Below are 20,944 nucleotides of genomic sequence, written 5' to 3'. Positions count from 1 at the left end.
GGGGTTAACCTTGCCCTGCGGTTTGCAGGGCAAGCTCCAGGTTATCCTGCCCCCAGAATGGCTCCTGCCCCACCATAAAGAATGGTGCGCCAAATATGCCCTGGCGCACCGCTTGCTGATTCACCACTTGCAACTTGGCCTTGCTTTCCGGGCTTTGCGCCTGTGCGATGATCGCTTCGGCATCCAATCCCAAGTCGCTCAGGATCTGACTGACTACCTCGGGATCAGCAATATTCTTGTCCTGCACAAAATTGCTTTGAAATACCGCGGTGACAAACCCGCTGAGCCACTGTGCGTCTTCATACCAACAAGCAATGCGAGCGGCAAGCACGCTATTTTGCGGAAAACGGGATGGTTTAAAGTAAGGCAATGCATGGCGTGCGCACACCCGCTCTATGTCACGCCACATGTAGTTGCCTTTGGCAGTAAATAAATTAAACGGCGAGTCCTGCCAGCCCTGGGCTTTAAAAATGGGGCCAAGCAAAAATGCGTGCCAACGCAGGGTGATATTGTGCTCTGCGGCGAGCGCTTCAATGCGCATCACAGCGGGATAGCTATAGGTACTGGCAAAATCAAACCAGAAATCCACAGGGGTCATTCCATTTACCTTTTCGGGCTGTCTGTCCCCAAAATATGGTCTGCCCTGGCAACCATGTAAAGGCAGTTATCAATACCGATGGATGGACCCGGATACTCGACATATGCAAAGCCCAGCGCCTCATAGCATCGGCGCGCTGTGGTATTGTCTGTCAGAACAAACAAAGACACCTCGCCGACCTGCAAAGCGCGGCTCCCCAACCTGACCAATTCCCGCACTAACAGCTTAGCCAGCCCTCTGCCACGATAGGCCGGGCTAATGACTAAACGCCCCAGGTGACAACGCCCTTCACGTAAATAGTACTGGCCAAACCCCTGCACTTCGCCATTCGCTGCGACCAAAGCCCAACTGGGCAGTTCCGCCAACCGCACATCCCGGCTGAAAAGCGCCAAATCAAAAGGAAAGGTCATACCCGGCCCACCCCAGGTCATCAGGCTGACCTGGCTGTCAAACCAGGCCATCATGTTGGTCAAATGCGCTTGTGTAGCGGGAACTAACGGCATGCTGCTTGTCCTTCTTGGTGATCATCAGCGCATACTCACACAACCGGTAAAAATAGAAAAGCCGCCAGAGCGGCGGCTTAAGGTGATGAGCTCAGATTCAGAAGCTAACGCTCACTTCGTCTGAGCAGGTATCACTGGCATCACAGACCTGATACACAAATTGCGTACCCACAACGCGGCGTTCGCGGTCACGGTAAACACCGGTGTTGTCGACCGTAGCGATTTTCACGCCATTGCGGTAAATATCCACCTGCGCGGCCGGTGACCCGCTATAGGCCAAATCAACCCGCAAATAGCCAAGTCCGGTCAGATAAGCCCGCTCGACTTCCAGACTAATCTCGCTATCAGACACCGTGACTTCCATACTGTGGCTGTCGGTCTGCCCTTCACTGTCTGTCACTGTCAGGGTGACTTGATAAGTACCGGAAGCACCGTACAGATGCACAGGGTTTTGTGCGTCGCTGCTGTTACCGTCGCCAAAATCCCAGCTCCAACTGACAATATCATTGTTGGAATCTGTGCTGGCGTCAGTGAAACTCACCTGCAAACCGTTACTCTCGGCACTGAAGGCAGCCTGAGGCGGAGCCGGCAGTACTTCACCAATGCCGGTGATGGTCAGCGACCAGCGATTCAGCGTCCCCACATCTCTGGACGCGTTGTCTGACACGCTCAGAGTCCAGTCACCGGTTGCCACTTCACCATTAAACACATCCAGGGGGAAATTGCGGTCGATATCATCCTCACCACTGCCGGTACGATTATGCAACACCGCTTCGGTGCCCGCTGGCGAGGTAAGTTTTACGATCAAATCACCTGACCAGGTATGGGTGATATTCACATAAGCATCAGTTCCAAACACGGTGATGTCGTCTGGAATACTGATCACCGAGGTAATGCCAGCAGCATCGTTATCAGGGATAGGCTGGGCGTCTTCATTAGTGTAGGTGAAGTCTGTCAGTCCCTGCGGCAATAAGGTCAAAGCGACCACCTGGCTTTTTTCCAGCTCGCCGCTGTTACCGGTTACACTGAACTCGTAGTCACCCCATTGAGTTTCAGCCGTTGTGGCGACATCCAGCATAAAGGTATCACCCGGTGATACCGTGCTGGCCGATAAGCTCGCTCCCGCCAGTGGCGAGTCCAGGCTGAGCGTCACACTGCCATCCCAGTCAGCCACAGAACTCACGCTGAACTCGTAGCTGGCCGTCTCCCCTGCGGTTATGGTGGTACTGCGCGGTGATACAGACAAACGGAATCCCGGCGCAGGGTCGGCCGCCTCCACCGCATTTAACAGATTCAGACGCTTGCCGGAGACAATCTTTCCTTGCATATCGGCGTTATCATCACCGCTGTCCATCAGCAGTTGTTTCACTTCCAGCGCGCTCAGACCTGGGTTCACCGCCAGCACCAATGCTGCCGCCCCGGCAACATGGGGAGACGCCATTGATGTACCCGATGCACTGCCATAGCCACCTGGCAAAGTGGATAGGATGTCAGAGCCTGGCGCAGCCAGGTCGACGCTGGTCAATCCCCAGTTTGAAAACCACGAAATCCCGTCATTGTGGTTGGTGCTGGCAACCGACAAAATAGATTCATGCTCGTAATTGGAAGGATAGTGAGGGCTAACATCATTGTTGCTGGTATCGTTACCGGCCGCCGCCACAAATAAGATATCCGCCTGTTCTGAAGCCGTAATGGCATCGCGTAGGGCCTGCTCTTCAGGACCGCCACCCCAGCTATTATTTAGCACCCGCACATTGTGGCCGGCATTCTTCAGAGCCACAAAATAGTCAACACACTGAATCGCATCGGCGGTACTACCAAAACCGTCTGCAGCCAGGAATTTACATCCCACCAGTGATACCTGATGGTTAACCCCGACCACACCGACGCTGTTGTTGCCCTCGGCCCCCACAGTACCAGCGACATGGGAACCATGACCGTGGTCATCCATAGGGTCACCGTTGTCTAAAATACTGTTAATCCCATGGACATCGTCTATGTAGCCATTGCCGTCGTTATCCACACCATCGCCGGGAATCTCGCCGGGGTTGCTCCACATATTGCCAACCAGATCCGGGTGCGTGTAGTCCACACCGGTATCAATGACGCCAACAATAACATCGCGACTGCCGGTTGAAATATCCCAGGCTTCAGGCGCATCAATATCGGCATCGGGGGTGCCCCCGGTTTGTCCCTCATTATGCAGACCCCATAGCTCACTAAATCGTCCATCGTCAGGTACACCTAAGGCGCGAACTTTGTAGTTGGGCTGTGCATAGCTGACCGCCGGATGCTTCTCCAGCTTTTCCAGCGCGACCTTTACAGACATGCCGCGTAGATCAAACTTGGCCATGCGACCGGCCAGCAAATGTTTAAATCTGTCGTCGACCTCGTCCAGATTACTGTCACTGATAGTGGCGGCCACCAAGCCTCTTACGGCACGGCGATCGGCCAGACTGGCCTTTTCCTTGTAAACCACAATCAGTGAATCCGGCGCATAGCCTGAGACCTGTTGAATATCCACAGAGGCGTTGGCCAACATTGGCAAAAGTGCCAATGAAAGAGCAGAAAGTTTGTATTTCATGGTTGGAATCCATCTTAGCTTTTTCCTTAAAACCGGCTAACGCCGGCGCCTGAAGGATTCTCCATGTCACTATCGGGAATTTTCGCAACGCTTCCAGAATTAGCAGAGTCAAACACGAGGTGCCAGTCAAACCGGCAAAAACACGACTTTTGCATGAGTTACCTCATTCTATTCACACATAACTAGTACTTATGCATGAATTCTTCTCTAGCACTTTTGTATGAGATTAACTGGTTGATGAGATGAGAAAACCCATTAGCAGGGGTGCAAACGAAGGCAGCGAGCGGTGCAGAAAAGTTAAGCTTTATTGGTGATATTCATCCTCTGGCAAACCCCCTAGAGTGAACTGGCGAACGTATCAAGTTAGTAGCACCACAATATGAAAACCAATAAAAACAACAATGCATTCAGGGAATTAGTCAGGTCACCAGGCCTGGGCTTTGGGGCATTTTGGCTGGCTTTCAGCACAATTGTGCACGCACAGGATCTACTCTCTGGTACTGATTTGCAGGACTCTCCTCTGTCAATCAGCCTATCGACATCGGTTCAACACCAGACCAATACCCTGGTACTTGGCCAATACGGAATTTTCAACAACGCAACAATCAGCCAGAGCGCTAATGGCGGTAACCAAGTTGCCTTACTGCAGCAGGGGGACAGTAATGTCGCCAACATTTTGCAGCAAGGAACGGATAACGCCGTCAACGCGCAGCAGTGGGGGCAAGGCAATCAATTGGACGTCATCCAACAAGGCAATGCCAACACAGCCAATATCTGGCAGAGCGGTGAGCAGCAGTTTCGGGTTCACCAGATAGGAAGCAACATGGTGGTCAACGTCTATCAACGCTGACCCCGGAAAAACAATTTGGAGAATAAGGTGAAAATCCAAAAAACCCTACTAACATGCGCCATTCTCAGTGCCCTCGGGGCCAGTCAGATGGCAATGGCCGATGACAGCAAAAGTACGGATGTCGTGATCAAAACCGACATCGTTGCTGACGCGGTCGGTAACGTTATTCAACTTACGCAAATCGCCACCGGCGGTGCCAGCCAAGGCAACAACGTTAGCTTGTTCCAGGAAGGTGACGTCAATGGCTTAGCCCTCACGGTAGAAGGTGATGCCAACCAAGCCGAGGTAACCCAGGTTGGCACCGAAAACCTCAGTGTCAGTACCTTAACGGGTGAAGCAAACTCCCTCAGTCTCAGCCAGATGGGTAACGAAAATGCCGCTGAAGTAGTGGTCACCGGTGACGGTAATGAGCTGAACATTACCCAGAATGAAGACATCGGCTATCTGGGCATTACCAACGAAGCCCAGGCTATTGTCACAGGCAATGACAACCATATCAGTATCGACCAGGGTGAAGGTGGTCAGTGGGGGTATGTGAAAAACCTGCAAGGCGCAGGCAATGACATCAGCATACTGCAAACCGGTGAATGGAACGAAACCCATTTAGATGCGCTGACGGGTGATGCCAACACCGTGGATATAGAACAGGATGGCTATTGGAACGTCAGCCGGGTGCGGGACCTGCAAGGCGACGGCAATGAAATTGAAGCCGTGCAGGACGGTCGTCGCAACCAGTTCACCTTATCTATGCTGCAGGGTGAAGATAATAATATCGAGATTGACCAGGATGGTGAGTATAACTCTGTCACCCTGGATGAAATTCTCGGTAGCGGCAATGACATCAGCATTGATCAAAACGGCGATGAAAACAGCGCCACTTCGGCGTTATTCACCGGCGATAACAATGACGTGATGGTCAACCAAACCGGCGACATGAATGTGGCCCAGTTTGAACTGATTGGTGAAGACAATGACTTTAACCTGATGCAGATAGGCACCGGCAATGATGCCTACATGGGTGTAATTGGCTCAGGCAATGACTTTACCACAGTACAAAATGGCGATGCCAACCAAAGCCATATGGTGAATTTCAACGGCAACGACAATAACGTCACCATCAACCAAAGCGGTGATGAAAACGTGGCTGTGGTGCAAGCCTCCTACCCCGATTTCAGCCTCACTACGGATGACAACGACATCAACCTGATGCAGGACGGCAACATGAACGATGCCGTAGTCAACATCAGCACCCTGCTCAACAGCAATAACAACCAAGTGGATATCGCCCAGAATGGCGACCTGAACGCACTGGATTTGTTGATTGAAGGCAGCAATCACCTCATTGACATCCTTCAGGAAGGCAATGAAAACATGGTGGTGGGTGAAGGTGGCAGCGCCATGCTAATAGGCGGTGATTCGGTGCAGTTATCCATCAGTCAGGTTGGCAATGGCAATATTGTTGAAGGCGCCGTGATCAGCAATGGCGGCAGTATCAGTATTGCCCAGGTGGGCGACTGGAACACCGCCACTATAGTTCAGCAATAGCGCGTGGAGGAGCGGGCCAAAGAGCTTTCTCGGCGGCCCGCCATTTTATGTTTTTGCCAAGATGTTTACTGCTACTGGCGCTTTGCAGCTTGCCCAGACCAAGCTTTGCCGAGGTCGAACTCGGTGGCTTGATGCTGGATAACACCTTCAGCCGTTTTGGCCGGGAGTTCTATCAGCAATTCAGTCGGCTCTGGCAGGATGTGCCACAAACCCAAAGCTTTAATGTTGTGGTTAAAGAGCAGGTGGTGCCGCGCGCTGGCACTCGCCTCACAGTGCAGTTGAACAATCAGGTTATCTATATCACCTACATGGGGCGGCGACAGTCTCCCATGGAAGACAAGGTTGAAGAGGCCATGCTGGCCCTGCTGCAAGCCATGGCTAATGCCAGATTTGACAGCAGCAGCCAGGATATGGCCGACAACGGATGGTAAACCAATGAACAAATTCACCTTAACCGCAATCTCGCTTAGCCTGATTGCCAGTCACAGTATCGCCACCGAGCTGGTATACACGCCAATCAATCCCAGCTTTGGGGGTAACCCCCTCAACGGCAGTCTGTTAATGGGCAAAGCTCAGGCCCAGAACAAACACAAAGATCATATTGAAGAACGCAGTTACGCTGAGAAATTTCAGGAATCCCTGGAACGGGCATATATCAATAAAATGGTGCGCGAAATAACGGATTTAGCCTTTGGTGAAGACGTTGACGATAGCGTGTTTAATCAGGACTCGGTGTTTGTCAGTGGCGATTATGAAATTCAAATTCTGACCAGTAACAGCGACAGTATCACAGTGCAGATCACCCATTTACTCAATGGTGAAATCACTGTGATTGAAGTCCCCAAGTTTGGATAAGCCCATGTTGCGTCTACTTTGCCTGGCGGCTTTGCTGTCTTTGATGGGATGCAGCAGTCTAGGACCCTTGTTTCCGCCGGACGAACAACCGGCCGTGGCCCTCAGCCCCACTGATAACTATCAGGATTTGTTGGCCTTACCAGCGCCCAAGGGCATGATTCCTGTGTCTGTGTATGCCTTTCGCGATCAGACCGGGCAATACAAACCCCAGGCCAATGTCAGTTCCTTTTCCACCGCAGTAACACAAGGTGCCACGTCAATACTGATGCAGGCACTGGCCGATTCCAACTGGTTCTTACCGGTGGAACGTGAGGGTCTGCAGAACATTCTGACCGAACGTAAAATTATCCGCGCCGGCTTGCAGGCTGACGGCAAAGAAGAGAAGGATGAGCTGCCTCCCCTTACTACCGCAAAACTACTGCTGGAAGGCGGGATCATCAGCTACGACTCGAATGTGCGCACCGGGGGCTTTGGTGCCGAGTACTTTGGTATTGGTGCATCCGAGTTGTACCGGGAAGACCAGATATCCGTCTACCTGCGAGCTATTGATGTGCGTACCGGTCAGGTGCTGCTGTCGGTATCCACCAGCAAAACTGTATTGAGTCAGGAAATGCGAGCCGGCTTTTTCCGCTACGTCAGCTTTAAACGCCTGGCCGAAGCCGAGGGCGGTTTTACTACCAATGAGCCCATGCATATCTGTGTAAAACAAGCCATTGAGAAAGCCCTGACCGACTTAGTGCACAAAGGAATAGATAAAAAAGTGTGGGCCGCTGCACAAAGCTAAGACTCTCGTATCCCTTAGTGTGCTTCGCGGCCTTAGTGGTAAGAAAACAAATACTCCATAGCACAGTGATTAACTGCGCACACCATATTCAAAGTTACAGGTACCGAACATCAAGTAGGTACGCATTGGGGTCAGCTGAATAACATCAGCCTTACCCAGTTGATCCTGCTCGGTACGCCTTTCCACCTGCAAATAGTAAGACCAGGTTTTATCCGCTTTGGGTGTCAGTGTCAGATACACTGACTCTTTTAATTCCCAGGAGCCTTGATGCCAGTCTGCTTCAAAAGGTACCTCTGCAACGGGTTGAATACGAAAAGTGTTATCAGAAAAAAGTTGCAGTCTTGGTGCTTTATCACAACCCACACTCTGGTAAAGGAAACTTAGGTTTTCAGGGGCAGTGGGGTTGGCGGGGTCAACCCCATCCGGTAGCAAGAATAAGCCCATACTGTCCTTGGTATACCAGTGGTTACCTTTAACCATGGCGGATATATTATTAACGTACCATCCCTGCTCGGCTGCCACGCCAAGCACGGTATCCAGTTTACTCACGTCGTTGAGCATTAAAGAATAAATCAAAGAGGATTGCTGTATGTCGCCAGGGAAGTTCAGGTTATTCACCTCCACCTGGTACCCAGCTGCTTTCAAGGCCTCACTCACGCTGTTAATTTGTTCTGGTTGCAGGTAGCGTCCATACAAATGCACTTGGGTTTTGGCGCAGCCAGTTAACACCAGGGTAAACAAAAACAGTAACATTCCTTTCATTACCTATCCTTCAAATAGCACTAATACTGCGCACATAGGAAAGGTAACTTACTTTATAAATCAGACAGTTGTCTACAGTTAGGGCTACATCAAAATTTGCATCGGCAAATGCTGCTGTACCCAACTGAGTAGCTCCAGACGGTTGCGGCAGTGGGTTTTTCTGAACACGCTATACAGGTGTGTTTTCACCGTGTTAGTGCTGATATGCAGTTGGTTGGCAATTTCTTTATTCTGCGCGCCGCTGGACAGCATACGCACAATGGTCATTTCACGTTTGGTCAGGGCATCAAATTCCTCATCCAGGGTTTGCCTGTTAAGCCCCACTTGCGGCGCACATTTAAGTAAAGTTTGCAGTGCCCTGTCCATAGCCTCTCGTCTAAACCAGCGCTGCTTGTCCAATAGCAGTCCTATACCTTTGAGGATCAAATCCGGCGGATCTTCCCGGTAGAACACACCATCAATACCGGCCAGCAAGGTCAGGGTCTCACATATCCCATTCCTGTCAGCATTAAACAAAGCAACTCTGTGGCTGGTTGCCAAATCCAGCAAATAGCCGGGCAACATTTCACCCCAGTAGGCTTGCTGAATATTGAAAAACAACAGATCAAACTGACCAGGATTTTGAATCATGGCGGGATCAAAAACCTGATGAATAGTGACGGGGCAGGTTTGTAATAATCGTAAGAAAACATCACTGTTTTGAGCTTGTTGTGCAGCGTGATTTAAGTGCACAACCTGCAGCGAATATGTATCCATATTCATACATCACCTCGTCCTTGAGTGATTTTTGTAACCCTTTGATTTTATACTGGTACAAGGATAAAACCTTGTCAAGAAAGTAAAAGACAAAGCCTAAAATCGTGACGAATAGGTATAAAAAACACAAAAAGCATTATTAGATAATGGCAAGCAAAGATGTTTGGCAACAGATTGATTGACGAAATAGCAACATTCGTCAAGTGCACTAAACTCTTTGTTATCCGGTCTGTTAACTGTTCAATGTCAGATGTTTAAAGCAGCTCCACCCCCTGCCCTGCTGTTGATTCTGATACTTTGGCTCTTGTGGGCGATACCTTGCGATGCCGTCGAAGTCAGCTATCGGTATCAGGGGCAGATACATAAAGTGATCGGAACGCGCAATGCGGAAGGCTACCTGTTTATGCATCAGGATGGACAGCTAGTTAAGGCTGCCACATTGGATTGGCCGCCCTATATAGGCGAAACGCTTTGCCTACATGGCTGGGTGCAGCAATTGACCGTTGCCTTGCTGCATAGCCAAGGCTACAGCATACAATCCAAGTTTTTACCCTGGGCACGGGCCGTTAGGGAAGTTGAGTCAGGCAAAAGTGACCTGCTTTACCCAGAGTATTGGATTGAAGAGCGCGCGCCATCGGATGTTTACCCCAATACTCTGCGACTTGCGCACGTGCAACTAAGTAACCCCTTTCCCGGCGGGAATATTGCATTTATGCAGAGAAAAAGTGATCCGGTGCGGTTTGATGGCGATCTAAGTAGCTTACAAAATCAGATAATCGGCGTGGTCAGAGGGTACCAGAATACCCCGGAATTCGACCGGCTGATGGATGATGGTTACTTTACAGTTGTAGAGGCGAACAATGACCTGCAAATGGCGCGCATGCTGTTAGCCGGGCGGGTTAATCTGATAATCGGAGATCCACAGGTCATTTTTTATAACCTCAGTCAGGCCCAACGCCCTTGGTTAAGTACTACAGACAATCTTAGCCAATTGGAAGTAGTAGAGCCGCTGCTCAAGCACAGTCCGTTGTACTTTGCAGTCAGTCGCAAAAGCGAACTGGCAGATAAGCTGTTAGCCAAGATTAATCATGCACTGGCTGAATTTAGCCAAAGTGGGGAGCTGGTCAGGCTGATAGAACAGACCTTTGAGCAATGTGCAGCAACAGCTGATAATCAAAGGTAAATACTTGATACGCATCATGGCAGTTAACCCGGCTTAACGATATGCTATAAAATCTGTGATCAGCAAGGAATACTTATGCAAGTCAAAGACATTATGACCAGTAATTTGCATACCCTAACGCAATCAGCCACCCTGCATGATGCGCATAATATGAGTCGTGAATTTGGTATTCGGCATATCCCGATTGTCGATGTACTGACTGGCAAGTACATGGCTATCGTCACCCAGAAGGCGTTGATTTCAAAAGTAATGAAACTGGCAAATCTATATGGTCAGGAACGTCTTAGCGAGCAAGAACAACTGGTGCCCATTATGGATGTAGCCATCAAAGACGGCGACACTGCCCTTGCCAACCAACCATTGCTGGAAGTGGCAGAGTATTTCGTCAACTACAAACACGGTTGCCTGCCGGTGGTAGATACCGAAGGCAAACTGGAAGGCATACTGACCTCTTCTGATTTCGTCAAGCTGGCCATTAAGCTGCTAAAACAAGCTTAGTCCGACGGTATTAAAGAGAAAAAGCCACCCAAAGGTGGCTTTTTTAGTCATTAAACTACTGTTAGGAAGATAACTCGGCTTTTAACCTTTCGTGGCTGACCTTTTCCGACTCCACGTATTTGCCCCATTGCTGGGCCATACGTTTGGCACTGTCAAACTTCTCAGCCTTGGCCAATTCGTTCAGGGCATCATTAAAGCGCTGCTTATTAAAGTACGCCATACCCAGCACCAAATGCGCCATACCCTGGTTACGCAGGCCGCCTTTTTGCAGCGCGGCCATAGTGGCATCAATGGCATTGTCGAACTTTTCCTGATTGAGGTACATCTGCCCCAACTGAGCATCTAGTTCGCCATCATCGGACAACTTAGCCGCCGCGGTTAATACCGGAATCGCCTTGTCATCATTTTTAGCCAGCGCCCAGCAGTTAGCTGCAAACTTCAGGTTACGCAGGTTACGCTCCAGCACACCGTCGTTCATGGCCTGTTCCATCAGTCTGGCACCTTTCACCGGAACCTGATGGTAGTAGTAGAGCTGGGCCAGGTTGAAGACATCAGAGCCAGAGGTGATATACCCCTGCTGATAGGCGGCTTCCAAAATGGCTAACTGCTTTTTCTCTTCACCTAACTCGCCATACATGCCGGCAAGCTGCGTCCAGTATTTGCCGTCATTGTAGTGTCTGACCATTTTGATCAGCACATCCTTAACTTTGCCTGGCTGTTTGAGTTCATAGAAAATAGCTCGCTGCAGCACATACCAGTTTTCTTCCGGTACTTTGCCTTCTTTTTCCACCATCTCCACGGCCTGATTGATAAAGCGCGACGCCCGCTCGTAATCCTTAAGCTGGTACATGGCCTGGGCTTTGATCAGGAAGTTTTTGGCGGGTATCTCGCCCTGATTCAAGGCTTCCCAGCGTTCCAAAAACGCCAGGGTTTTGTCGTAGTTGCCCTGCATCATGTGCAGTTGGGCCAGGCTGAACAAGGTCGACAATTCAAACGACTCGGGTATAGGCTGCTGCTCCACAACCTGCTCGAAAGCCTCAATGGCTTTGTCATACTGTTCAGCGTTGTAATGAATAAAACCGAAAAAGTTATACATCATGGCCAGCTCATAGCTGTTCATGGAGCTGGACTTGCTCTTAACGTTTTCCAGTGCTTCCAATGCTTCGGTTATCTTATCTTCATCGGCTAGGGTCTGAGCACGGGCCAACTGTTCATACACTTTGGCACGCAGCGCCGGAGTACGACGTGTCTTGCGTTCATCCTGCTTTTCCTGCGCCTGCGCCATACCTTGCTGGCTGACACTGGGCAGTACATATACAGTCGATGTCAGCAGCGCCAGGGCTACCAGCTGGCTGATTGTTTTCTTTGCAAACATGGCCTTCACCTTAACCATCGATCTGGAAGGTTATGCGGTTTTGAACGCCCGCAACTTCGCTGGCTTCACCATTCACAACCCTTGGCTTGTACTTAAACTTCATCGCAGCATCCATGGCTGCCTGTTCAAAGATCCCTTCCGGATTGGCTTCCACCACCACTGGATCTCTGACCGTACCGGCCTTAGTTACCGTGAATTCCACTATCACATAGCCTTCGATTCCACGCTGTAGTGCTCGTCTGGGATAGACAGGTGCGACCTTAACAATCGGCAGGTATTCACCATCACCACCTTCCAAGGCCAAACCGCCGGATAGCGCCATGTCTGAGCCAATATCGGCCGAGAAGTCCATGCCACCACTGCCTTCGGCATTGGGGGTGGGAGAGTCCATCTGCGGCTGCTGCATCTGTGGCGGCGGCTCTTCCGGCTTAGGCGGCTTCTTGGGTTTGCGGTCTTTTTTCTCGACCTGCTCTTCTTCTTTGACCCGCACAAAATCCAGCACCGAACCCACAGGTGGGTCGGTTAATGCGCTGCCACCACTTTTGATCAGCGATTGCATCAGAAAGAATAAGCTCAGGGTGACGATTGCCGAGAGCACCAAGGCAATCATCAGTCTGCCGAACATTGAGCTGCTGCCCGGCGCGGTAATAGTTGCATTAGCCATGCATCACTCCTGACTGAGAGTTAACGGCTTGCCTGAAAAATTGCACCGCCACTTACTCCTGGGCTGCAATAGAGACATCGAACACACCAGCGGCTCTGGACGCATCCATTACCTTGATCAGGGTCTCGGTGGTGGCCTTCTTATCCGCCTGGATCACCACGCTGCCCTGCGGGTTTTCGGCGTACAGACGTTCAATGTTGGCCTGCACCGCACGCTCGTCAATGCGACGCTTGTTGATCCAGATTTCATTTTTGTCACTGATAGCGATCAGGATGTTGGCGCGGTCTTTTTTCACTGCGGTGGCCGCTTCCGGACGGTTCACATCGATACCGGCTTCTTTAACGAAAGAGGCGGTCACAATGAAGAAGATCAACATGATAAAAACCACGTCCAGCATCGGGGTCAGGTCGATGGTGGCTTCTTCTTCGTCTACCAGATTCTGAAAATGCTGTTTCATAGTATTCTCTTAAAATGTCTGTGCTGGGCAGGCAGTCATCAGGCTTGCTGACGACTGGCTGCAACTGGCTCATGATCTAAGGTCATGGCGTCTTCAATATGCATTTTTTCGGTCTTGCTGATACGGGTTAACCAGGTAGAGGCAAATACCCCTGACAGCGCGCCCACCATGCCGGCCATGGTCGGGATAGTCGCCTTGGACACCCCGGATGCCATGGAACGGGCATTGCCCGAGCCGGAAATGGCCATCACGTCAAACACCTCGATCATGCCGGTTACTGTTCCCATCAGGCCCAGCAGTGGACAGAGTGCCACCAGCGCCTGAATGACCGGAATCGAGCCTTTCAGTTTCAGGCTGACCCGGGAAATCATGGCCTGGCGAATCTGCTCGGCAAACCAGGATGAACGGTCACTTCTGGCTTCCCAGGCAGCAATGGTCTGGTTCTTGAACTGCTTGTGCCAGATAAACACGTACAGGGCACGTTCCAGAATCAGCAACCACATGATGAAAATCAGCAGACCAATGACCAGCAGGACCTGGCCACCCGTCTCGGTAAAATCACGTATTGCTTCGAATATCTCGAACATAGCGATTAGCTCCGTTCAGCGCGTTCTGCAATCACACCTGAGGCTTGTTCCTGAAGAATGAACACGATGTTCTTACTGCGGGTATTGAGCATCGCGTACAGCAGTGTCATCGGGATAGCCACCACCAGACCCAGTACGGTTGTCATCAAGGCAGTTGAGATACCACCGGCCATCAGTTTAGGGTCACCGGTACCAAACAGGGTGATAGCCTGGAAGGTGTTGATCATACCGGTTACCGTACCCAAAAGGCCCATCAGCGGCGCCACCACAGAGATGATCTTAATCATGGTCAGATTGCGGCCCAGCTTAGGTACTTCACCGAGGATGGCTTCGGTTAATTTCAGCTCCAGGGTTTCGGTATCCACGTTGGGGAACTCTTCACGTACATGCAGAATACGACCCAGTGGGTTGTCTTTGTTTGGCTGTTGGTTCTTCAACTGACGGTCAACCTTGGCTTTAATCAGGGTCAGGCTAATCAGGCGTTCCAGTGCCAGCAGCAGACCTACCGCACCCACGGCAAGAATGATGTAGCCAACCAGACCACCTTGCTCAATACGCTCCTGGAAGTTAGGCGCTTGCACCAACAGGCCGAGGATAGAGCCACCGGTTGGGTCCAGACCAAATTCCACCAACTCACCGTTGGAGGCTTGCAGGTTAGCTGCGCTCTCACCATAACGGTCAGCCGGCTGGCGAATCAGCTCGGCAACCGTGCCGGTAGACGGGTTCATATCCAGGTACTTACCGTCGGCTACCAGGGCGAAAGAACCGACGCGAACCACTTCTTTATTGACCTTGTTGCCACCGGCTTCCACCACGTCGGTGGTGAACTTGGTGACCTTGCCGGACTCGGTCATTTCACGCTGAATTTCAAACCACACGCGCTCGATTTCATCGATGGAGGCCAGTTTGGAGCTGGATCCCATGGACTGAGCCAGGCCGTCCAGGAACTCTGCGCGGCCAGGCACCTGCGCTGAAATTACAGAGTTCTGGAATTTACCTTTGGTATCGCCAGACACTTGCTGCAACACACCAAAGAGCTCTTTGAGTGACCCCAGACGATTGGTCAGGGCATCATTCAAATCGGCCAGTTTGAATTCGTTTTCCTGGAACTGACGCTCGAGGTTTTCGCTGTTTTTCAGCTCGTCGTTGCGCTTGCCGGTGGCGTCCTTGAGCATTTGGTCTTGCTCGGCAACCTTGGCAGCAAATTCTTTTTCACGACGCTGGTTATCTTTATTCTGGGCAATCTGGCCCTGCTCCAACTGTTTCAGCAGTTGATCCAGATCCAGGGCTTTGTCACTTGCACTCTGCGCCATGGCGCCAGTGGCGACTAAAGAGGCAAACAGACCAGTGGTCAGAACTTTAACGATGGATTTCATGGTTTCTACTCTCTTAGTCGGTCAGGGCTACTGGCAGGGACAGCAAGTCAGGGGCTAGTTGCTTTTTAGCCATACGCAGACCTTTAGTTACCTGGGTACGGTAGCTGGAAGGCAACGCTTCCCACTGACGGGTTTGCTTGTTCCAAATACCTTGCTGGCTGGCATCGCGGGTTTGGTAAATCAGGGCAGTGCGGCCGACGCGCAGGAAGTCCACATCACGTTCCTGACCATCAACCGTATGCAGGCCACTGTAGGCTTCCAGGGTGCGGCCGTAGTCCATCTCAATCTGGTAAGCTTCCATCACACGACGGAACTTTTCAGAAGGCGCCACGTCAGCACGCTCCATTAAACCGGCTAAATCGGCCAGGCGCTTGCTGCGCTCTTCGGGCAAAAAAGGCACATCCAGTTCAACAAACTGCTTGAGGCCTTCAATCATGCGCAACATCAGCGGTGTAATCTGACGCTCAATCACGCTCACTTCATCAATGGCTTTGTTCAGGTCGGCGACTTCTTGAAGCTGATTGTCGATTTGCTTACGCAACTGCGCGTTGTATACCATCAGACCATCGATTTCTTTGTTGATGGTCTTGAACTGCTGAAGTTTGCTGTCGATCTGATCTGTCATTTTGTCGATCTTCTGCTGTGAACCAGCAGCCGATGTATTGATCTTACCGGCCTCTTTCACAACAGGTTCAATATACTTGTCTTGCTGCGCCATTGACGGGGCAGTGACTGCCAAGGTCGTGGCAAGCACGGTCAGCGGAAGTAGTTTCAAAAGCCTCATACTGTCAAACCCTAATTAAACACGATCAGCGGGATACTGACCTTTTGGAATTCGCGCACAGGATAGGGGTTGTCCGTGACAGTTTTATTACAAATTGAAGACTATGACGTGATTCATAATCCCCCTGCATCAACTGTTTTGGCCCGCTGTCCCAGTAAAAAAGAAAGGGCCGCTTAGCGGCCCTTCTGCTTGTTTAGAAGTCGTACTTGTAACTGAGCTGGAAGGTGGTTCCAACACTGCGACTACGCACTGTGACGCCGTCCTGGGTTACTTCCTGGTCTTCACCCAGCAAGTTACGCACGCGCAGCTTGATGGTGCTGTTGAAGTCCATGTAATAGGAGTAAATCATATCCAGCGAATGGAACGGTTGCTCATAGGCATCCTGACGACCATCAATACCTGAAGCGAGGATACGTTCACCAAATACGTTGTAGACCAAAGAGGCACTGTGCTCGCCATTGGCAGAGTCATAGCCCAGCTGGAAGTTAGCGACATACTTGGAGTGACCGTTCATACGCTTGGTGGTGTTGGTTAAGCTGCCGGCATCAGAGGCTTCAATATCTACCTCAGAATCACTTAGCGTGATGTTACCTGAGGTAAAGAAACCATCTACCGCCCAGCCCAGGTCATACAACCACTCGGCCTCGATACCATAGAGTTCTGCCTGAGAACCGTTGGTAAAGCTGGCGGTATAGGTTGAGTCTCCTACTCGCAATACGGTTTCAATGGGGTTAGTGATGTCTTTGTAGAACAAAGACAACGCCAGGTTATTTCCCATCTCGCCATACAACTCGTAGCGCAGGTCGTAGTTTTTCAGGGTGCTGGACACCAACTGGGTATTACCCGTGGTACGGATATCGGTGAGCGGGTCGAAATAACCAACCGGCACCACTTCACGCAAGTCTGGACGCACCACTGTCTCACCGTAGCCCGCACGCACCTGATAGCTGTCGCCACCAATGTAGGTCAGGCTCAATGACGGAAAGAAGTCATCGGTATCGATACTACGCGCCTTGATGTTTTCCGCATTGAAAAACACATCTTGATCTTCGGCAGTGAAGATCAAACTGGAGGTTTCCAGGGCTACCTGCTTAAAGGCTTCGTAACGCAAGCCGCCACTAAAGCGCCAGGTGTTGTCAAAAATGACATCAAAGGCACCATAGCCGGCATCAATCTTTTGCGCCGCCAGATAATCATCTGCTTCCGGCGCATCAGGTTCGTTGAAGGCCACAAACAGATTCTGCTCGGCGATAAAGGCATCGCTCAGATAGGACGGCAGATTCAGCAGCTCAGATTCTTTGTCGCTAATACCAATGGCCGTACCACTGTTATTCACAAAGAAACTGGACGTTGTGTAGTAACGGGCACGGTCAACAAAGTCCCAGCCGCCTTTCAGTTCCACTTCAAAACGACCCAGCGTCAGAGGCAATGTCACATTACCTCCCCAGTTTTTCATATGATCGTCCATGGAGACGTAGTCATACTCTACCTGGCCGTTACCGCCGTTGACGTCGGTTTTCAGGTACTTACCGTTGCCGTCATACTTATTGCTGAAGTTAAAGGTAGCTTGCAGCGGAATATCGGTTTCGGCTTCGGACTGCGTGTAGTGCCAGTCAACCCCCACGCCCCACCAATCCAGAAAGGTATGCTGGCCACGGAACTGATCCACATCCAGTGAACGCTCTTCGTAGGTGAAGCTTTGTGAATAATCGGCTATCCCGTCTGCGGCGATGGTCTGGTTCTGAGACGGGTTTTGCGCGGTGGCAATTTCCGACTCATCTTCATTGTCTTCGATCAGGATCTTGGTATAGCTCAGACTATGGGTATTCCAGCGATAGCCCAGCGTGAATAAGCCATTAATACGCTCATTCTCACTGGTGACCTGAGAGTCCACCATGCTGTCAAAACAACTGTTGTTAACGTCTTCTGCAGTTTGCATAGACTCTGAACAATTTTCTGGCAAGCTGGCGCTGACCACGGCGTTACGACGCTCTTTGTAATTCCATTTATTGTCGTAAGCCACCGAGGCTAAAAAGCCAATGGTACCGCCCAGCCAATCTTCTTCAAAGCTGTTACCAATATAGGCCTGAGCTGAATAGTTGGGGTCCAGCGATTCATCTTTAAGCGCCATGTCTCTTGGCAAAGAGCGCAACAGGCCGTCATTAATAGCGATAGCTTGCTGTGCAGCAGTACCGTTCTCGTTGTTGTATAAACCATCACGCTGAATGATGTTACGCAGCGAGAAGTCACCACGGTAATGCACTATGGCATCACGCAGCGCGGCTGGTGTACCACTGTCATTACGATTGTAAGTAAAGCCGTCGGAATTATCTGAATTGGCTTCCACACCTAATTGGATCCCGGCGACGAATTCACTGGGAATAGACTTGGTGCGAATATCCACATTACCGCCACCAAAGGCAGCTGGCATGTTGGGTGAATAGGCTTTTTGTACCGACAGGCTTTCAATTACATTGGAAGGAAAGATATCCAGCGGGATAACATTTCGGGTCAAGTCTGGACTGGGGATGCTGGCGCCGTTTAAGCGGGCGCTGGAATAACGTTCACCCAAACCACGAACGTAGATGAATTTACCGTCTACCAGGGTCAGACCTGTCACCCTGCGAAGGGCCGAGGCAGCGTCACTGTCACCAGTACGGGAAATTTGTTCCGCACCCAGGATGTCTGCCACAAATGCCTGGTTCTTACGTTCTTCGATCACTGCCGTGGCAGTCCCCTGCAAACGTGTTCCAGTGGCAACCACTTCTTCAATCGCGTTGTCTTCCTGTGACTGAGCCAGTACCGACCCGGTCAACAAGCAAGCGCCGACGGCTATTGAAAGTTTATTCACTCTGAATCGAGTCATCATCATTTTTTCCCACACTTAATCGACAAATAGGCGCTACCGGGGCGCCTACTTGTCTCGATACAAAATGCTTATTCGTCGTTTGCGTTATCAAACGCGGCTTTCGCCCACTTGTACCAATCTGAGGAAGTGTCGGATGCGGCAACCGCACCGATAAAGTTAGTGGCTTCGAAGAAGCTGTTAACTGTGGTCATGTCGGTAGGTGTTACAGTCACCTCGGCAGACGTTGAGAAGCCGTTGTTGGCCAATACCGTGTCTGAACCATTAACCACTTCACTTGCAGCGTCTTTGGTGAACCACTCGGTTACCGTAGTCGTACCGCTGGCAGTAGTGACGGTTTCTTTGCCTGTGGCAGACAGTGCCGCACAAGCTGCGATAGACGACTTGATGGATGCACGGTTTGTCACAATTTCATCAGCCGCGTCACCTGAGTAGTTGATACACCAGGTTTGGGTTGCCGCTTCTTTCTTCAGAACCATGTTGTAGAAAGTGGCGTTGATGAAATCATCCAGCTTCATGGCCAAAGAAGGATCGTCGTCACGGGCTGACATTTCGTCAGTGGTGATAACAGTCACGTTAGCAATATGTGGTGCAGAAGCTGGCGCCTGAGCGGTGGATGAACCTTTACGGCCGTCCGCTTCAAATCCGCCATTACCCATGTTCAGGGTTTCACCACTGGCATTTTTTACGCTACCGTGTTTAATCAATACGAACTGGGCATTACCCTGCCAACCAGCATCGATGTCCAAGCTGTCATCCTGAGTATCAGTGATAACTATGTGCTTCAGGTTTACCGCACCACCGAACAACTCGATACCATCATCGTAACCGGCGTAAATATCGATATAGTCGATTTCAGTACCAGAACCTACAGAGTTCAGGAACAGTGAGTTCAGGTCGTTACCCACTTCAGCACCCGCTGGCAGACCACCTGCATAGTGGATTTTCACAAATTTCAGTGAACCGCTGTCGTCCTGGTTGTTATTACCACCGTAGTAAGACACTGCACCTTCACTCTCAGCGTTACAGCTGCCAGCTGTACGCTCTGCGTCAGAACACTGGTCAGTGATACCGAAACCATTGATGATCACACCGCCCCAGTCTTGTGGAGAAGGGCCTGAGCCTACGGAGTCAAGGGCAGCGATAGCGTTAGCAGAAGTAAAAGTAATTGGCTTAGCCAGTGTACCTACCGCTTCGATATTGGCGCCACGGTTAATCTGAACACGAGACGCCGCGTTGTCGAATACCACGGTTGCACCAGCATCAACGGTCAGGGTAGGACCGTCCATATCAACACTACAGCCCTGGCTGGTGTTACAGTCCTGACCTACAGCCAGAGAACTCTTAAAGTAATGCACCAGGTCAGTACCTAATGTCACGTCAACGGTCAGCGGCTTAGCTGCGCTTACGAAGGTAGTGGAGTAAGTACAAATCTTGCTGCTGCTGTCATAGGTGCCCTGCACCGTTTCACCGCTGGCTTCATAGGAAGCACAAGGATTCTCATCACCGCCATTATCGCCACCGTTATCACCACCGTTTGATGGAGGGTTGTTTACAGTGCTGTTGTCGTTAACGGTTGGGGTGATATTGATATCTCCGCCACAGCCAGCCAGTACCAGGGCTACAGCAACGGCAGATACCTTAAACATGGTTTTGAGTTCCATTGAGCTCTCCGAAATTTTGAGAATATGGGTTAACAAATCGGAGGCAAGGTTAACTGGCGAGAGTGACACTTTTGTTACAACGCCGCAGTGTCACAAAAGTTTCACGGAACTTTTCAGTTCCAGCAAGAATAAGCTATCTCATTGTTTTTAAAGAAAGTGTATTAATTATTCAGCATCTTCTTATATTCAAAGCCGTTGTTTGTCAGGCAGCAACGGCTTGAAGAGCGTGGAATTTACGGCTACGCAAAATGAC

The 20,944-nt window shown here is 50.7% G+C and carries 20 protein-coding genes; 7 read left to right on the top strand and 13 right to left on the bottom strand.

The annotated features are described in order from the left end of the window. Window positions 1–4: 4 nt before the first annotated feature. The 3 genes from KJY73_RS03245 to KJY73_RS03235 all read right to left on the bottom strand — a co-directional run bounded on the left by KJY73_RS03245 (window position 5) and on the right by KJY73_RS03235 (window position 3,685). Window positions 5–598, bottom strand: a complete 594-nt coding sequence (locus KJY73_RS03245) for a 2-hydroxychromene-2-carboxylate isomerase (RefSeq protein WP_214340277.1) — start codon at window positions 596–598, stop codon at window positions 5–7. Window positions 599–603: 5 nt separating this feature from the next. Next, window positions 604–1,101, bottom strand: coding sequence for a GNAT family N-acetyltransferase (locus tag KJY73_RS03240; protein ID WP_214340276.1), 498 nt, complete (start codon window positions 1,099–1,101; stop codon window positions 604–606). 97 nt (window positions 1,102–1,198) lie between these two features. After that, the gene (locus KJY73_RS03235; protein ID WP_214340275.1) at window positions 1,199–3,685 is read right to left on the bottom strand and encodes a S8 family serine peptidase; all 2,487 of its coding nucleotides are present in this window, start codon (window positions 3,683–3,685) and stop codon (window positions 1,199–1,201) included. Window positions 3,686–4,064: 379 nt separating this feature from the next. On the opposite strand from KJY73_RS03235, the gene KJY73_RS03230 reads away from it, so the two are divergent. Genes KJY73_RS03230 through KJY73_RS03210 form a run of 5 tightly spaced genes read left to right on the top strand, consistent with a single transcriptional unit; the run spans window position 4,065 to window position 7,719 of the window. Further along, a complete protein-coding gene (locus tag KJY73_RS03230; RefSeq protein WP_214340274.1) occupies window positions 4,065–4,535 on the top strand; it encodes a curlin subunit CsgB in 471 nt (156 codons plus the stop codon). A 27-nt stretch (window positions 4,536–4,562) separates the two neighbouring features. Continuing rightward, the gene (locus KJY73_RS03225) at window positions 4,563–6,080 is read left to right on the top strand and encodes a curlin (protein WP_214340272.1); all 1,518 of its coding nucleotides are present in this window, start codon (window positions 4,563–4,565) and stop codon (window positions 6,078–6,080) included. Window positions 6,081–6,127: 47 nt separating this feature from the next. Then, window positions 6,128–6,511, top strand: a complete 384-nt coding sequence (locus KJY73_RS03220; RefSeq protein ID WP_206592453.1) for a CsgE family curli-type amyloid fiber assembly protein — start codon at window positions 6,128–6,130, stop codon at window positions 6,509–6,511. Between the two features lie 4 nt (window positions 6,512–6,515). After that, complete coding sequence (locus KJY73_RS03215; protein WP_214340270.1) at window positions 6,516–6,935, top strand: curli assembly protein CsgF; 420 nt, start codon at window positions 6,516–6,518, stop codon at window positions 6,933–6,935. A 4-nt stretch (window positions 6,936–6,939) separates the two neighbouring features. Further along, the gene (locus tag KJY73_RS03210; RefSeq protein ID WP_206592451.1) at window positions 6,940–7,719 is read left to right on the top strand and encodes a CsgG/HfaB family protein; all 780 of its coding nucleotides are present in this window, start codon (window positions 6,940–6,942) and stop codon (window positions 7,717–7,719) included. A 69-nt stretch (window positions 7,720–7,788) separates the two neighbouring features. Here the strand turns inward: KJY73_RS03210 and KJY73_RS03205 are convergent, their stop codons facing one another. Both KJY73_RS03205 and KJY73_RS03200 read right to left on the bottom strand, forming a co-directional pair. Then, complete coding sequence (locus KJY73_RS03205; RefSeq protein ID WP_214340269.1) at window positions 7,789–8,481, bottom strand: hypothetical protein; 693 nt, start codon at window positions 8,479–8,481, stop codon at window positions 7,789–7,791. Between the two features lie 84 nt (window positions 8,482–8,565). After that, window positions 8,566–9,243: a helix-turn-helix transcriptional regulator gene (locus KJY73_RS03200; RefSeq protein ID WP_214340268.1), complete on the bottom strand. Its 678-nt coding sequence runs from the start codon at window positions 9,241–9,243 to the stop codon at window positions 8,566–8,568. 244 nt (window positions 9,244–9,487) lie between these two features. Between KJY73_RS03200 and KJY73_RS03195 the strand changes: the two genes are divergently transcribed. Together KJY73_RS03195 and KJY73_RS03190 are read left to right on the top strand one after the other, a co-directional pair. Then, window positions 9,488–10,420, top strand: coding sequence for a substrate-binding periplasmic protein (locus tag KJY73_RS03195; RefSeq protein ID WP_214340267.1), 933 nt, complete (start codon window positions 9,488–9,490; stop codon window positions 10,418–10,420). 75 nt (window positions 10,421–10,495) lie between these two features. Next, window positions 10,496–10,918, top strand: coding sequence for a CBS domain-containing protein (locus KJY73_RS03190; RefSeq protein WP_214340266.1), 423 nt, complete (start codon window positions 10,496–10,498; stop codon window positions 10,916–10,918). 61 nt (window positions 10,919–10,979) lie between these two features. Here the strand turns inward: KJY73_RS03190 and KJY73_RS03185 are convergent, their stop codons facing one another. The 8 genes from KJY73_RS03185 to KJY73_RS03150 all read right to left on the bottom strand — a co-directional run bounded on the left by KJY73_RS03185 (window position 10,980) and on the right by KJY73_RS03150 (window position 20,691). Then, a complete protein-coding gene (locus KJY73_RS03185) occupies window positions 10,980–12,293 on the bottom strand; it encodes a tetratricopeptide repeat protein (protein ID WP_214340261.1) in 1,314 nt (437 codons plus the stop codon). Between the two features lie 10 nt (window positions 12,294–12,303). Beyond that, window positions 12,304–12,918, bottom strand: coding sequence for an energy transducer TonB (locus KJY73_RS03180; protein ID WP_206592534.1), 615 nt, complete (start codon window positions 12,916–12,918; stop codon window positions 12,304–12,306). A gap of 91 nt (window positions 12,919–13,009) precedes the next feature. After that, window positions 13,010–13,414, bottom strand: a complete 405-nt coding sequence (locus KJY73_RS03175; protein ID WP_102797796.1) for an ExbD/TolR family protein — start codon at window positions 13,412–13,414, stop codon at window positions 13,010–13,012. Window positions 13,415–13,452: 38 nt separating this feature from the next. Beyond that, complete coding sequence (locus KJY73_RS03170; protein WP_188692704.1) at window positions 13,453–14,001, bottom strand: MotA/TolQ/ExbB proton channel family protein; 549 nt, start codon at window positions 13,999–14,001, stop codon at window positions 13,453–13,455. A gap of 5 nt (window positions 14,002–14,006) precedes the next feature. Continuing rightward, window positions 14,007–15,377, bottom strand: a complete 1,371-nt coding sequence (locus KJY73_RS03165; RefSeq protein ID WP_214340260.1) for a MotA/TolQ/ExbB proton channel family protein — start codon at window positions 15,375–15,377, stop codon at window positions 14,007–14,009. 13 nt (window positions 15,378–15,390) lie between these two features. Further along, entirely contained in the window at window positions 15,391–16,161 is a 771-nt protein-coding gene (locus KJY73_RS03160) for a DUF3450 domain-containing protein (RefSeq protein WP_206592445.1), read from the bottom strand. 193 nt (window positions 16,162–16,354) lie between these two features. Continuing rightward, window positions 16,355–19,030, bottom strand: coding sequence for a TonB-dependent receptor domain-containing protein (locus KJY73_RS03155; RefSeq protein WP_206592444.1), 2,676 nt, complete (start codon window positions 19,028–19,030; stop codon window positions 16,355–16,357). A 68-nt stretch (window positions 19,031–19,098) separates the two neighbouring features. Next, on the bottom strand, window positions 19,099–20,691 hold the full coding sequence (locus KJY73_RS03150) for a hypothetical protein (protein ID WP_214340259.1): 1,593 nt from the start codon (window positions 20,689–20,691) through the stop codon (window positions 19,099–19,101). Between the last annotated feature and the right edge of the window lie 253 nt (window positions 20,692–20,944).

The organism is Bowmanella yangjiangensis (assembly GCF_018531185.1).
Taxonomy (GTDB): Bacteria; Pseudomonadota; Gammaproteobacteria; order Enterobacterales; family Alteromonadaceae; genus Bowmanella; species Bowmanella yangjiangensis.
The sequence above is the reverse complement of the archived record's forward strand: the minus strand, read 5'-3'. Positions and strand labels throughout refer to the sequence as shown.